This is a genomic window from Asanoa sp. WMMD1127 (assembly GCF_029626225.1).
Taxonomy (GTDB): domain Bacteria; phylum Actinomycetota; class Actinomycetes; order Mycobacteriales; family Micromonosporaceae; genus Asanoa.
In genome coordinates this window covers 671,055-685,140 of record NZ_JARUBP010000001.1, presented here as the reverse complement: position 1 = coordinate 685,140, position 14,086 = coordinate 671,055, and the positions used below count along the sequence as shown (strand labels likewise).

Here is a 14,086-nt window from a genome sequence, read left to right as displayed (position 1 = left end):
TCAGCCGCCGGACGACTTGCTGCTGGAGCCGTCGCCGCCGCTGCCGACCACGTTGGACTTCACCGTGCCGTTGCTGACCCGGCCGGTCGCCGGCAGCCCCCACGCGGAGCGCTGCGCCGCGTCGTTGTAGGCGAACTTCGAACCGCCCGAGGGGAGCTTGGCGCCGGGCTTGAGCCCCTTCTTGTAGCGCGGCGAATGCGCCCAGAAGAAGAACCCGCCGCGGCCGTCGCCGTCGTCGTCGCAGTCGTCCTCGTCGACGATCGTGTCGTTCTGGTCGACGCAGTAGAAGGTGTGGTCGTCGTCGGCCGAGTCGCAGGCCGCGGTGCCACCGGCGGCCAGGCCGAGGAACGCGGCGCCCAGCACGACGCGCGCGGTGTTGCGCCGCCGAGCAGTCATCATCATCTCCCAGGTCCCCGCTGCCAAGTGGGCTCACCTTAATCGACACCCGCAAGCCCGGCGATGTCCGTTCAGCTGCTCTCGGGTAGATCACCGGGCAGCAGGGCCCAAAGGACGTCGTCGATCCGGCCGCCGGCCAGGCCCGGCAGGCGGCGGCGCTGGTAGCCCTCGCGCAGGAAGCCGGCCGACTCGAGCACCCGTTGCGATCCGGCGTTGGCCGGGTTGGTACCGGCGATCAACCGTGCGATGCCGGTGTCGGCGAACACCCAGCGGGCCAGCAGCACGCTCGCCCGGCGGGCGAACCCGCGGCCGCGGAACGCCGGGAGCACGCAGTAGCCGATCATCGCCTGGCCGGTCATCGGCTCCTGGTAGTAGAGGCCGATGTCGCCGGCCGGCGCGCCGGTGGCGGTGTCGACCATCACCAGGTCGGCGCGCTCGCCGAGCAGCCAGCGGCTCTCCGCGCGGGCACAGCGCAGCTGGAGCTCCTCGAGGTCCGGCGCCACCGGCGGCACGTGGGACGCGACGATGTCCGGGGTGCTGAACAGCTCGTGGTAGAAGCCGGCGTCGTCGGGGCGCACCGGCCGCAGCGTCACGACGCCGTCGGACAGCTGGCCGCCGGGCAGGTCGGGCAGGAGCCGGTCGACCGGGGCGGCGCTGTCACCGGGAAGCCGGGCGAACACGACGACGTCGCGCCGGGAACCGTCGGCGTTGCGGGCCGCGCCGCGGCGGGTGCCCTCGGGCCGGAACCCGGCCGCCAGCGCGATCCGTACGCTCCGCGGGTTGGCCAGGTCGACCAGGATCTCGAGCCGCTCGAAGCCGTCGGCGAACGCCCGCTCGGCGGTCGCCCGGGTCGCCTCGGTGGTCAGCCCCTTGCCGCGCGCCCACGGCGCCGCCCAATAGCCGATCTCGCCCTGCATCCGGTCGCGGTCGACGTGGTGGACGCCGATCGTGCCCACCAGCCGGTCGCTGGCCGGGTCGGCGATCGCCCAGCTGGCGCCGCCGGCCGCCCACGGCGCGTCGTCCCGGATCCAGGTCAGCGCGTGCTCGGCCGTGTAGGGCCGCGGCAGGGCCGGCAGGAACCGCTGGATCAGCGGGTCGTTGCAAGCGGCCACGACGTCGTCGGTGTCGTCGTCCCGCAGCGCGCGCAGCCGTACCGTCGGCAGCTCGATGGGTTCCCGTCTCATCGCTGAGCCTTTCCGTCGGACGCCAGCAGCGCGGCCGTCCAGGCATCCGTCCACTCGCCCCGGTGGTCGAGGTAGCCGCGGCTGGTGCCCTCGAAGGTGAAACCGGCCTTCTCGGCGACCCGCCGGGACGCCTCGTTGCCGACGTTGGCCCACCAGCCGATCCGGTGCAGGCCGAGCGCGGTGAAGCCCCAGGCGGACATGGCGGCCAGCGCGGCGGGGGCGAAACCACGACCGCGCGCCTGCGGCGGGACCATGAAGCCCACGTCGGCGAGCGCCGGCCGGGTGGGGTGCAGGCGCAGTTCCATGACCCCGGCGTACGCGTCGTCGGCGGGATCGCCGATCGCGAACACGGCGCCCGTGCCGCGCAGCCACACCCCGGCGGCGTAGTCGTGGACGAAGCTCTCCCCGTGGGCGCGCTCGTAGGGGTGCGGGATCGTCGTCCAGCGCACCGCCTCCGGGTCGTTGGCGCTCTCCGCGATCGGGTCGACGTCGCGCTCCTCCAGGGCCCGCAGCTTGATCTCCCCGTCGCGGGTCGCGGCGAAGAGCTCCGGCTGCGGCCGGCTGAACGTCACCGCGCGGCGGGCCTCGGCCGAGCCGGGCGCGGCGGTGTCTGGGTCGGTGGGGTCGCCGGGCAGGAGTGAGCCGACCCACGCGTCCCGCCGGGTGCCGTCACGGTCCTCGAGGTCGTGCCGGGCGATGCCCTCGATCGTGAAGCCGGAGCGGAGGGCGACCAGCCGGGACAGGTGGTTGCCGACCTCGGCGCGCCATACGAGCCGCCGTACGCCCAGCTCGTCGAGCGCCCACCGGGCCACCGCGCGGGTGGCGGCGGTGGCCGCGCCGCGCCCCCTGGCCCAGGGCGCCGTCCAGTAGCCGACCTCGGCCTGGTCGCCGCTGATCTTCACCAGACCGGACGAACCGACCAGCTCGCCGGTGGTGTGGTCGAACACGCCCAGCGGCGCCGTCGTGCCGTTGCGCCAAGCCGCCGTGGTGAACTCGCCCACGAAGAAGTCGGCGTGCTCGCGGCGGTAGGGCACCGGAACGGTCGTCCAGCGCTGGATGTCCGGATCTTGGCACGCGCGGTCGACAGCGGCCGCGTCGTCGGGTTGCCACGCCCGGATGACCAGGCCGTCCGTGATGATCTTCGGTGGCTCCACGCGGTCATCCTGCCGGACACTTCTGCTGGGGCATAACCGGATTTCCTCCGGCGTTAGCTTCGTTATGTCCGTTATAACCTGCTCGTCGGGAACCGCCCCTGACAGTCACCCCGGATGAGCGCCTACCATAGTTCGGCAGACCGTCTAGGGGAGCGTTGATCCGTGTCGATTCTGGAAAGATTCCTTCGTGCGGGCGAAGGACGCATGCTGCGCCGCCTCAAGGCCATCGCGGCTGCGGTCAACTCGATCGAGGACGACTACGTCAACCTCACCGATGACGAGCTCCGCGACCTGACCTTCCAATACCGCGAGCGGCTGGCCGACGGGGAGACCCTCGACGACCTGCTGCCCGAGGCCTTCGCGACCGCCCGTGAGGCGGCCGCCCGGGTGCTCGGCCAGCGCGCCTACGACGTGCAGATCATGGGCGGCGCGGCGTTGCACTTCGGCAACATCTCGGAGATGAAGACCGGTGAGGGCAAGACCCTGACCGGTGTCTTCCCCGCCTACCTCAACGGGCTCTCCGGCAAGGGCGTGCACGTCATCACCGTCAACGACTACCTGGCGCAACGTGACGCCGAGTGGGTCGGGCGGGTCCACGAGTTCCTGGGCCTGACCGTCGGCGTGGTGCTGCCCAACCGGCCGTCCGTCGAGCACCGGGCCGCCTATGAGTGCGACATCACCTACGGCACCAACAACGAGTTCGGCTTCGACTACCTGCGCGACAACATGGCGTGGTCCAAGGACGAGCTCGTGCAGCGCGGCCACAACTTCGCCATCGTCGACGAGGTCGACTCGATCCTGATCGACGAAGCGCGTACGCCGCTGATCATCTCCGGTCCGGCCGAGCACTCCGCCCGGTGGTACTCGGAGTTCTCCTCGGTCGTCGCCCGGCTCCAGCCCGGCAAGGACGGCGAGGGCGACTACGAGGTCGACTACGCCAAGCGCACCATCGCGATCACCGAGCGCGGCGTCGCCAAGGTCGAGGACCGGCTGGGCATCGACAACCTCTACGAGTCGGTCAACACGCCGCTCGTCGGTTACCTCAACAACGCGATCAAGGCCAAGGAGCTCTACAAGCGCGACAAGGACTACATCGTCAACGACGGTGAGGTCCTGATCGTCGACGAGTTCACCGGCCGCATCCTGCACGGCCGTCGCTACAACGAGGGCATGCACCAAGCGATCGAGGCCAAGGAAGGCGTCGAGATCAAGCAGGAGAACCAGACTCTTGCCACGATCACGCTGCAGAACTACTTCCGGTTGTACGACAAGCTGGCCGGCATGACCGGCACGGCGCAGACCGAGGCCGGCGAGTTCAACAAGGTCTACCAGGTCGGCGTGGTCTCGATCCCGACCCACCGCCCGATGGTCCGCGTCGACCGCCCCGACGTCATCTACAAGACCGAGAAGGCCAAGTTCAACGCGGTCGTCGAGGACATCGCCGAGCGGCACGCGCTGGGCCAGCCGATCCTGGTCGGCACGGTCTCGGTGGAGAACTCCGAGATCCTCTCGCAGCTGCTGCGCCGCCGGGGCATCAAGCACTCGGTCCTCAACGCGAAATACCACGCGCAGGAGGCCGAGATCATCGCTCAGGCCGGCCGGCGCGGGGCGGTGACGGTCGCGACCAACATGGCCGGCCGTGGCACCGACATCCTGCTCGGCGGCAGCCCCGAGAACCTCGCGGCGGCCGAGCTGCACCAGCGGGGCCTCGACCCGATCGAGCACGAGGACGACTACGCCAAGGCGTTCGAGGAGATCCTGCCGCGCTGGAAGCAGCACTGCGCGAGCGAGGCGGCCGAGGTCGTCGACGCCGGCGGCCTCTACGTGCTCGGCACCGAGCGCCACGAGTCACGCCGCATCGACAACCAGCTGCGCGGCCGGTCGGGCCGGCAGGGCGACCCGGGCGAGTCCCGGTTCTACCTGTCGCTGCAGGACGAGCTGATGCGCCGCTTCCGCGCGGGCGCCGTCGAGGCCGTCATGGAGCGGTTCAACATCCCCGAGGATGTGCCGATCGAGTCCAAGATGGTCACCCGGCAGATCCGCAGCGCGCAGGCCCAGATCGAGGGCCAGAACGCCGAGATCCGCAAGAACGTCCTCAAGTACGACGAGGTGCTCAACAAGCAGCGCCAGGTCATCTACGCCGAGCGCAAGCGCGTGCTCGACGGGGAGGACCTGCACGAGCAGGTCCGCCACATGATCGACGACGTGGTCGAGGCCTACGTGCAGGGCGCCACCGCCGACGGCTACGCCGAGGACTGGGACCTCGAGCAGCTGTGGTCGAGCCTCAAGCAGCTCTACCCGGTCGGCGTGACGATCGACGACGTCGAGGAAGAGGCCGGCGGCGAGCGCAACAGCATCGACGCCGAGTTCCTGCTCTCGCGGATGAAGGACGACGCGCACAACGCGTACGACCGGCGCGAGGAAGAGCTCGGCACCGAGGCGACCCGCCAGCTCGAGCGCATGGTGCTGCTGCAGGTGATCGACCGCAAGTGGCGCGAGCACCTCTACGAGATGGACTACCTGCAGGAGGGCATCAGCCTGCGGGCCTACGCGCAACGCGACCCGGTGGTCGAATACCAGCGCGAGGGCTTCGAGATGTTCGCCACGATGATGGACGGCATCAAGGAGGAGACCGTCGGCTTCCTCTACAACCTGGACGTCCAGGTCGAGGAGGCCCCGGCGCCCGAGGCCGAGCCCGCCGCCACCGGCGGCCGCGCCCTGCCGATGCCCGACGACGCGACGATCGAGATCAAGGCCAAGGGCCTCGGCCGGTCGTCCCGCCCGCAGGGCCTGCAATACTCCGCCCCCACCATCGACGGCGCCGCCGGCGGCGGCGGGGTCGCGGTGCAGCACACCCAGCCGCAGCCCCAGCCGCCGATGCAGCACGCGCCGGCACTGGGCGTCGGCGGAGCCGCGCCGGCGGGCAACGGCGACCGCCCGCGCCCGTCGCCGGGCCGCCGCCCGTCCCCGGGCCGCCAGTCCGCGACGCCGAGCAACGGCCCGTCCCGCAACGCGCCGTGCCCGTGCGGCTCGGGCAAGAAATACAAGCGCTGCCACGGAGCCCCGACCGCGAACTGACGTTCAAGGCCACGAAAGCCCGCCCCCCGCTGTGGGGGCGGGCTTTCGCCTTCGCTGGACCTCCTCTCGACGCGTGGGCACGACCCGACGACGCGGTCCCAGCGGCGTCGCGCGCGCGGTGGTGGTGGAGCCCCGGAGCGCCCACCGGCGTGCCCGGGCCTGGTGGGCGCTCCGGGGAGTCATAGGACCTGCAGGACCGTGCCGAGCCATCGAGTGCTGGTGTGTTCCAGGCGGAAGGCCATCGCCCACGTGCGGGCGTCGGTGCCCAGCGCCGCGGCGGCCTCGACGACGCCGGGCGTCGGCTCGCTGATGCGTAGCCGGCGTAGCCTCACCAGCTCCGGCTGCTGCTGTCGCCGCGGCACGGTCGGCGCGACCGGCATGCGGCGAAGGGCGTCCAGCAGCTGGTCGATCAGCGTGTGGGCGGTCGCCGGCTTGGCGAGCGGCCGGACGTGGGCCACCGGGCGGTAGCCGTTGAGGATCTCCAGACAGGTCCGCGTGAACCGGCCGGCCGCGCGGCGGGCATCGGGCGACGCGACGGGGCGCGGCTCGGCCGGTGGCGGTGGCGCCATGGGGATCTCGCGGATCGGCTCCGCCCGCCGCGTCAGCGCGGCGAAGTCGAAGGAGAGCTGGCCGCCAGCCTCGCGATACCACTCGTCGGCGCCGTCCTCGTGCGCGAACGGCGTCTCGAACGACGGCGCCGGCCGCACCCGGATCGGTGGGTAGTAGCCGCCGCGGGTCACCGTCCGCCGCTGCTGCGGCGACCGCCGAATCAACGACGCCCCCGCATCATGCACGACACGGCGAGGGGTTGCCCCGCCGTTGCTGTCGGGCTGACCGCGCCCGCTGAGGGTTGCGACACGGTGGCGCGTTGCAGGACTCGGCCATCCTGTCCCGGTGGCCCGCGCCCGTGCTGGTAGTCGGTGGTTGAGGGTCGTGGTCGACATCGAGCAGCCTCCCCGGTGGGCTGATCAGACAAAGAATCTTGTGTTTGCTTTCGTTTGCCTTCGACCAGCTCATTCTGCGCTCAGACTTCGGCCACCGTCAATGGCGGGCAGGCAAAGTGAGGTGTCCGCGCACCGCGGACACCCCACTTACCGGGAAATCACTCTTTGTCGATCAGCGGGTTGCTCTGGACCCACTCGGCGGTCTCGGCATATTTCCGGGCGATGTATTCCTCGAGCCTGACCCGCTCGACCCGCCACTGCCCCCGACCGCCGATCTTGATCGCCGGAAGCTCGCCGCTGCGGACCATGTGGTAGACCTGCGAGTCCGAGACGGCCAGCTCCTCGGCCACCTCGGACAGCTGCAGGAATCTCGGTTCGGCCACCGAAATCACTCCCCAGATCGGTCCGGTCGCCTCAGTTTGCCATCGACTGCCTGTCGGCAGCACCTATGCCCTGGCCCCGGGGCCAGCCGGATCGAGCGCCGCGGCGGCCGAGACGTCGCGGCCGGGCAGCGGGCTCGAGTAGACGACGCTGGTCGTCACCGCGCCCAGGCCGGCGATCCGGCCCGACACCGACTCGAGGTGACGCATCGACCGGGCCACCACCTTGAGCACGAAGCAGTCCTCGCCCGTGACATGGTGGGCCTCGATGATCTCCGGCGTGCTGTCGAGCAGTGCGTAGAACGGCTTGTAGTTGCCCGTCGGGTAACGCAGCCGGACAAAGGCCATGATCTCGAGGCCGACGACCGCCGGCGGCACCACCGCGCGGTACCCGGAGACCACCCCGGCCTCCTCCAACCGCCGCACCCGCTCCGCCACCGCGCTCGGCGACATCGCCACCATCCGCGCCAGCTCGGCATAGGACGCCCGCCCCGCCTCCTGCAGCGCAGCGAGCAATCGCCAGTCGGTCGGGTCGAGCACCGGGGAAGAAGCGGCCACGCCGCCAAACTACCGTCGATCCAGCGGCCGAACAACGCCAAGACCACCGATCGCCCATTCATCAGGGGAGCAAACCCGCATACCGTCAACCACCATGAACGCCCAGGACTTCTTCGCCGCCAAGCTCGCCTTCCAGACCGACGTCTCCGACGTACACGCGGAGATCGAGACCGTCACCCTCGTCGACGTCCGCGACCTCGCCTCCTGGCGCCAGGCTCACATCCAGCAGGCGATCCACCTCCCACGGCGCATGATCCCCATGCGCGCCGACAAGCTGCTCGACAAGGACAAGCCGATCGTCGTGCACTGCTGGGGCCCCGGCTGCGACGGCGCCACCAAGGCGGCCTACGACCTGGCCCGCCGCGGCTACGAGGTCAAGGAGATGATCGGCGGCATCGAGTACTGGATCCGCGAGGGCTTCCCGGTCGTCACCCCCGAGGGCCTGGTCACCCGGCCGGCAGACCCGTTGACCGCGCCGCTGGCGGCCACACCCGGCGGCAGTGTATGAACGTGCGGTGCCAGACGCTCTGATCCGGGTCTACCTGCCGGCGACGCTGCCGATGCTCGCCGCCCTCCGCAACGAGGGCCTGACCGCCGCCGCCGCGCACGCGGTGACCGCCGACCTCCGGGAGTGGTACGCCGAGGGCGACGAGGAGGAGCTCGAGTACGTCGCCTTCACCCGGGCCGCCCAGAGCGCCCTGCGGCTCCTCCGCCAGGACCCGACCGCGCCCCGCCGGCGGGTGGTGGTCTCGGCCGACCTGGCCCGGTCAGCCGTGCAGCGGGTCGACGCGGAGCTCGGCTCCAGCATGGTCAGGCTGACCGGTCCCGTGCCGGTGCAGGCGGTCGCGGCCATCCACGTCGACAGCGCCGACGCCGAGCCCGACGTGGCCGCGGCCGCCGATCAGGTGGAGGAGGCGCTGGCCGGCGACCCCGACGCGCAGTTCACCGTCGACGGGGCCGAGGACCACGAGCTCGAGTGGTACGACGTCTCGGAGCTAGACACGCTTCTTTGACGGCAGCGTCCGCCCGAAGGCGATCGTGGTGGCCAGCGCACCCACGAAGAGCACGACGAGGGCGTACGTGAGGCGGTCCGCGTCCACGTGCGCCCGGTACGCCCGGTCGAGGTCGCTGAGCGCGGCCACCGCGTCGAGCACCTGCGCGCCGCCGACCCGGGTGATCACCTCGGTCACCAGCAGCGCGAGGCCGACCCCGGCGCCGGTCACCATGTAGGCCGGCCAGCGCAGCGGGCCGCCCTCGGTGGTCTCCCGCTTGCCGACCTTGCGGAGGTAGAAGTAGGGCACCAGGCCCCCGACGAGCCCCGCGACGATCGCCGCGAGCATGCTGGCCCCGGAGATCACCCCGGCGCCGAGGTAGTTGAGCACGAACTGCACCGCGAACACCGCGAGCGCGCCGGAGCAGATCGCGGCCACCACCGACGTGGGGCGCAGGCCGGCCAGCGCCCCGCCGACCACCGCGGCCGCCGCGATCGTGGCCGCCAGCACCCGGCTGCCCGGGCCGTCGTACCCGGCCAGCACGCCGAGCGCGCCCAGCAGACCGACCACGATGCTGGTCACCAGCGCGCCCGCCCACCGGGTCGAGGCCGCCGGGGTCCAGCCGGCGCGGGCGATCAGGTTGACCGTCACCAGCGCCGCCGCCGCGCCCGCGACCAGGCTGGCCGAGACGACCGTGGGCAGCGAGATGGCGGCGGATGCGATGGCCACCGCGTCGGTCACGGAGGTCGAGATCTCCCGCTGCAACACCCAGAGCGTCGTGCCGAACCAGGCCAGCGCCAACAGGGCGAGCAGTCCGGCGCCGGGGGCGGGGATCAGCCCGGTCGTACGCCCGGTCGGGCGCGACGAGATCCGCACGGGCGTCTCGTCGTCGGCGGCCTCCTCGGCAGCGACCGGCTCGGTGTCGCCCACCACCTCGTCGGCGGCCGCCTCGTCGTCAGCGGGCTCGTCGACGGACGGCCGGTCGGCGACCGCCTCCTCGACGGGCTTGCGCTGTTCGACCACGGCCGGCGTCTCGTCGGCGGGGGGCGAGTCCACAGCCCCGGTGCGCTCGCTCATCGTCTCCCCTTCGGTCGGCTCGACCCCGGTCCGCTCGACAGCCCAGCGTACGCGGGCCGGTTGAGCGCCCCCGGGCGCGGGCGCGGACGGGCCGCCACGCGGTCGGACGTGCGAATATGGCGTGAGGTCCCACCACCGTGGCGCCGGCACCCGCCGGTGGTCGCGGGCGCGCGCCCGGTTGACCGCCCGGCGCCGGCGGGCCCGATGTCGCCAGAGCCGTCGAGATCGGTCAGGAGCCGAAGATGGACGCCATATTCCAGACCCCCGAGCCGCGCAACGAGCCCGTGCGTGACTACGCGCCCGGCAGCGCCGAGCGGGACAGCCTTCAGCGCCGCCTGGCCGAACTCGCCGGTGAGCGGGCCGAGCTGACCATGACGATCGACGGCGAGCAGCGCATGGGCGCCGGCGACGCCATCGACGTCGTGCAGCCACACCGGCACCGGCATGTGCTGGGGGTCACCCACAACGCGTCCAACGCCGACGCGCAGGCGGCGGTGACGGCCGCCAAGGCGGCGGCACCCATGTGGCGGACCCTCCCCTACGAGGACCGGGCAGCCATCTTCCTCCGGGCGGCCGACCTCCTGGCCGGTCCCTGGCGCGACACGCTCAACGCGGCGACCATGCTCGGCCAGTCGAAGACCGCCTACCAGGCGGAGATCGACGCGGCCTGCGAGCTGATCGACTTCCTGCGGTTCAACGTGCACTTCGGCCGCGACCTGCTGGCCGACCAGCCCCGTTCGGCCAACGGGGTGTGGAACCGGTTCGACCACCGCCCGCTCGAGGGCTTCGTCTACGCGATCACGCCGTTCAACTTCACCGCGATCGCCGGCAACCTGCCCACCGCGCCCGCGCTGATGGGCAACACGGTGATCTGGAAGCCGTCGCCGACCCAGCAGTTCGCGGCGCACTTCACGATGCGGCTGTTCGAGGCGGCCGGCCTGCCGCCCGGCGTGATTAACATGGTGACCGGCGACGGCCTGGCCGTCTCCGAGGTGGCGCTGGCCGACCCCGACCTGGCCGGCATCCACTTCACCGGTTCGACGGCCACCTTCCGCCACCTGTGGCACGAGGTCGGCGGCAACCTCGACCGCTACCGGGGCTACCCGCGGATCGTCGGCGAGACCGGCGGCAAGGACTTCGTGATCGCGCACACCAGCGCCGACGTCGACGCGCTGCACACCGCGCTGATCCGCGGCGCCTTCGAGTTCCAGGGCCAGAAGTGCTCCGCGGCTTCCCGCGCGTACGTCCCGCGGTCGATCTGGGAGGGTGGCCTGCGCGACCGGCTGGCCGCGACCGCCGACAGCCTCACCTACGGCGACGTCACCGACTTCAGTAACTTCGGTGGCGCCGTGATCGACGCCCGGGCGTTCGCCAAGCATGCGGGCGCGCTCGACCGGATCAAGAACTCCGCGTCGTGCACCGTGCTGGCCGGCGGAACCGTCGACGACAGCGAGGGCTGGTTCGTCCGCCCGACCGTCGTCGAGAGCAGCGACCCGACCCACGAGGTGTTCACGACCGAATACTTCGGGCCGATCCTCGGCGTCCACGTCTTCGACGACGCGAAGTTCGACGAGGTGGTGTGCCAGGCCGAGAACGTCGCGCCGTACGCGCTGACGGGCTCGATCTTCGCCAACGACCGCCGGGTCGTCGACCAGGTCGCCGAGGTGCTCCGCTTCGCGGCGGGCAACTTCTACATCAACGACAAGCCGACCGGCGCCGTGGTCGGCCAGCAGCCGTTCGGCGGCGCGCGGGCCAGCGGCACCAACGACAAGGCCGGCTCGTGGCACAACCTGATCCGCTGGGTCAGCCCCCGCACGATCAAGGAGACCTTCGTGCCGCCGACCGACCACCGCTACCCGCACATGGGCTAGCCCGGTCGGACGCGTTCGATCCGGTTGAGGCCGAAGACGCGTTCGTCGTCGCGGAGCCGGCACCAGGCGACCAGCCGTTTGCCGTCGAGCTCACGGGGCTCGACGACCCGGCTGGAGAAGTCGCCGCCGCCCGTGCGGTAGTCGATGGTGACCGGCTCGCCGGCCACGATCGCGTAGACCAGCAGCTCCTGCTGCCGCTGGTCGAGCTGGGGCGCGTGCCGCCGAACCTCGGCGGCCACGTCCGGCGCCGGTTCGGCGGCGGTCTCGTCGGGCACCAGCCACAGCATCGGCCGGGCCGGCTCGTCGGCGCCGCTCGCCGGGACGGCCACCACGACGTCCGCCTCCAGCAGCCGCTCCGCCACCTCGACCAGGTCGCCGGCCGGGGCCGGCCGCGCCGCGGGAACGTGCCGCCGGCGGGGCGCGGCGCGGGCCCGGGGCACCCGCCGCACGGTCGGCGCGCCGGTCGCGTCCTCGCTCGCCGGCGCGTAGCCGGCCGCCCGCAGCGCGTCGAGCGTCTCCTCGGCCGCGCGCGGGCTGGTCAGGATCGTCGGCGCCAGCGCGACCAGGCCGAGCCCGCGCAGCGGCCGGGCGCCGAGCAGCTCCGCGGCCAGCGCCGCCGACTCGGTATGCAGCACGCAGCCGACGGCGCGCACCCGCACCTGGCCGTGCTGCCGGCCGGTGTCCTCGATCAGGTACTCCAGCACCTGCGGCAGCGCGCCGTCCGCGGCCACGATCCGCAGCGCCTCCAGCAGCGTGCCGGCCGTGAAGCCCGCGTCCAGCGCGGACCGCACCGAGTCGGGGGTGAACCGCCAGCCGGCCGCGTTGCCGTCGGCCGCCGTCCGCTCGGCGGCGGCGTCCAGCAGGGTCGCTAGCGGCGCCGCCGGCAGCCCGGGTACGAGCGCGGTCAGGTCGCTCTCGAAGATCGCCTCGGCCACCGCGTCCGGCAGCAGCTCGGCGGCGGCCCCGGCCACCTTGTCGGGCGCCTCGACCAGTGCCCGGCCGACCGGGCTCAGCGCGCCGAGCGCCACCAGGCCGAGCCACCCGGCCTCGCGCAGGGTGCCCTCGACGAGGACGGTCGCCGCGTCGGCGGTGGGCAGCAGCACTGGCAGCTCCCAGCGCAGCGCCGCGACGACCGCGGCCGGATCGGTGGGACGACCGTCGTCGCGCGGAGCGGCCGCCGCCGCGCCCCGCCCTGGTGGCAGCGCGGCCAGCAGCCGCAGCAACCGGGGGCGGGCCTCGGTCACGGCCGCCCAGGCGAGGTCCGGCTGCAGCGCGGCGATCGGCGGACCGCCGCCCGGCCGGTGGTCGGTCGAGGGCAGGCTCGCCACGGTCAGCCAGGCGGTGGCGAGGCTGGCGAGCCGCTCGGCCGGGCTGGCGGCGCGCCATTCGTCGTAGGCCGCCGTCGGCGCGAGCGTCTCGTCGGCCAACCCGAGCAGCCCGGCCGCCGACGCGACCTCGAGCCACAGCCGGGTCTCGCCATCCATCGCGCCCATCAGTTTGGCCACCCGCCGCACCTCGCGGGCGCCGACGCCGCCAGACTTCAGCGCCGCCAGCGGCGCGCGCTCGGCCGCGTCGAGCAACGCGCCCACCCGGTGCACCGCGAGCGTGCCGGCGGACACCGCCTCGCGCTCGACCGCGGCGGCCGGCGCGAGGCCGACCGCGAGCACCGGCGGCCGTGGGTCGAACGGCGCACGCCACTCGGGCCCGCGCAGGGCCGCCGCGACCTCGTGCGGCATGGTGGCCCGCCGCCAGCCGTCCGCGATCACCAGACCCCGATCGAGGGCCCAGGCCAGCGCCGGCTCGGGCAGCGGCACGGTCGGGCCCTGATGGGCCAACTCGTCGAGGAGGTCCCGGGTTTGCGCGGGCGCGTCCGCGAGCGCGGCGCGTACCCGCTGCTCGTCGCCGAGCGCCGCGGCCACCGCGGCCACCAGTGTCCGCGGCCGGTCGGGCCGCAGCCCCCAGGCCGCGGCGATGCCGGCCAGCCGCTCCCGGTCGACCGGCGCGAGCAGCGTGGCGGCCGGCGGGCCGAGGGCGAGCGGGAACTCCGGGTGGGACCAGAGCGGGTCGGCCATCCGCAGCGCGCCCGTCTCGTCCGGCCACACCAGCGCCAGCTCCGCCAGCTCGGCCAGCGCCTCGGCCAGGTCGGCGTCGTGCTCCGCGCGGCCGAGCAGGCGGGCGAGCCGGTCGGGCCGGACGCCGGGGCCGCCGAGGCCCGCCAGCGCCTCGACCACCTGGGCCTGGGGGAGCGGCACAGTGGACAGGGCGGCCGCCACCGAGCCGTCGCGGGCCAGCCGGGCCGCGAGGGCTTCCAGGTCGGCGGCCGGCAGTGCGTCGGGGCGCCGGCGCATGATCGCGGCGAGCTCCTCGGGCGTGCGGAGAGCCAGCCAACCCACCAACGCGGACACCACGGCCAGTCAGCCTGCTCCACCCGCCCCGGCAGGTCAAACACCCT

The 14,086-nt window shown here is 73.0% G+C and carries 12 protein-coding genes; 4 read left to right on the top strand and 8 right to left on the bottom strand.

The window, feature by feature from the left end:
* Genes O7635_RS03420 through O7635_RS03410 form a run of 3 tightly spaced genes read right to left on the bottom strand, consistent with a single transcriptional unit; the run spans position 1 to position 2,734 of the window.
* Positions 1 to 423 (bottom strand): hypothetical protein, encoded by a 423-nt coding sequence (locus O7635_RS03420; protein ID WP_278078943.1) that lies wholly within the window; start codon positions 421 to 423, stop codon positions 1 to 3.
* Positions 424 to 467: 44 nt separating this feature from the next.
* Positions 468 to 1,580, bottom strand: coding sequence for a GNAT family N-acetyltransferase (locus O7635_RS03415; RefSeq protein WP_278078942.1), 1,113 nt, complete (start codon positions 1,578 to 1,580; stop codon positions 468 to 470).
* On the bottom strand, positions 1,577 to 2,734 hold the full coding sequence (locus tag O7635_RS03410) for a GNAT family protein (RefSeq protein ID WP_278078941.1): 1,158 nt from the start codon (positions 2,732 to 2,734) through the stop codon (positions 1,577 to 1,579). The genes O7635_RS03415 and O7635_RS03410 overlap by 4 nt, the downstream gene beginning before the upstream one ends.
* 162 nt (positions 2,735 to 2,896) lie before the next feature.
* Here O7635_RS03410 and secA point away from each other — a divergent pair, with 162 nt between their 5' ends.
* Positions 2,897 to 5,812, top strand: coding sequence for a preprotein translocase subunit SecA (gene secA / locus O7635_RS03405; protein ID WP_278078940.1), 2,916 nt, complete (start codon positions 2,897 to 2,899; stop codon positions 5,810 to 5,812).
* 179 nt (positions 5,813 to 5,991) lie between these two features.
* Here secA and O7635_RS03400 read toward each other — a convergent pair whose 3' ends face one another.
* From O7635_RS03400 to O7635_RS03390, 3 genes are all read right to left on the bottom strand, one after another.
* Positions 5,992 to 6,585, bottom strand: a complete 594-nt coding sequence (locus tag O7635_RS03400; protein ID WP_278078939.1) for an Rv3235 family protein — start codon at positions 6,583 to 6,585, stop codon at positions 5,992 to 5,994.
* Between the two features lie 329 nt (positions 6,586 to 6,914).
* On the bottom strand, positions 6,915 to 7,139 hold the full coding sequence (locus O7635_RS03395) for a helix-turn-helix domain-containing protein (protein ID WP_278078938.1): 225 nt from the start codon (positions 7,137 to 7,139) through the stop codon (positions 6,915 to 6,917).
* Between the two features lie 63 nt (positions 7,140 to 7,202).
* Positions 7,203 to 7,694 carry an Lrp/AsnC family transcriptional regulator gene (locus tag O7635_RS03390; RefSeq protein WP_278078937.1) on the bottom strand — a complete coding sequence of 164 codons (492 nt, stop codon included), beginning with the start codon at positions 7,692 to 7,694 and terminating at the stop codon, positions 7,203 to 7,205.
* Positions 7,695 to 7,788: 94 nt separating this feature from the next.
* Between O7635_RS03390 and O7635_RS03385 the strand changes: the two genes are divergently transcribed.
* Positions 7,789 to 8,202 (top strand): rhodanese-like domain-containing protein, encoded by a 414-nt coding sequence (locus tag O7635_RS03385; RefSeq protein ID WP_278078936.1) that lies wholly within the window; start codon positions 7,789 to 7,791, stop codon positions 8,200 to 8,202.
* A gap of 7 nt (positions 8,203 to 8,209) precedes the next feature.
* The gene (locus O7635_RS03380; protein WP_278078935.1) at positions 8,210 to 8,707 is read left to right on the top strand and encodes a hypothetical protein; all 498 of its coding nucleotides are present in this window, start codon (positions 8,210 to 8,212) and stop codon (positions 8,705 to 8,707) included.
* On the opposite strand, the gene O7635_RS03375 is transcribed toward O7635_RS03380, so the two are convergent.
* Positions 8,690 to 9,763 (bottom strand): hypothetical protein, encoded by a 1,074-nt coding sequence (locus O7635_RS03375; protein ID WP_278078934.1) that lies wholly within the window; start codon positions 9,761 to 9,763, stop codon positions 8,690 to 8,692. The two genes, O7635_RS03380 and O7635_RS03375, sit on opposite strands and share 18 nt — an antisense overlap.
* Before the next feature lie 242 nt (positions 9,764 to 10,005).
* Here O7635_RS03375 and pruA point away from each other — a divergent pair, with 242 nt between their 5' ends.
* Entirely contained in the window at positions 10,006 to 11,634 is a 1,629-nt protein-coding gene (gene pruA, locus O7635_RS03370; RefSeq protein WP_278078933.1) for an L-glutamate gamma-semialdehyde dehydrogenase, read from the top strand.
* Here pruA and O7635_RS03365 read toward each other — a convergent pair.
* On the bottom strand, positions 11,631 to 14,039 hold the full coding sequence (locus tag O7635_RS03365; protein WP_278078932.1) for a WYL domain-containing protein: 2,409 nt from the start codon (positions 14,037 to 14,039) through the stop codon (positions 11,631 to 11,633). The genes pruA and O7635_RS03365 overlap by 4 nt on opposite strands.
* Positions 14,040 to 14,086 lie beyond the last annotated feature (47 nt).

Bases quoted from the DNA above. Each gene is read 5' to 3' on its own strand.
- O7635_RS03415 (WP_278078942.1), bottom strand. From the start codon at position 1,580: ATGAGACGGGAACCCATCGAGCTGCCGACGGTACGGCTGCGCGCGCTG.
- O7635_RS03385 (WP_278078936.1), top strand. From the start codon at position 7,789: ATGAACGCCCAGGACTTCTTCGCCGCCAAGCTCGCCTTCCAGACCGAC.
- O7635_RS03375 (WP_278078934.1), bottom strand. From the start codon at position 9,763: ATGAGCGAGCGCACCGGGGCTGTGGACTCGCCCCCCGCCGACGAGACG.
- pruA (WP_278078933.1), top strand. From the start codon at position 10,006: ATGGACGCCATATTCCAGACCCCCGAGCCGCGCAACGAGCCCGTGCGT.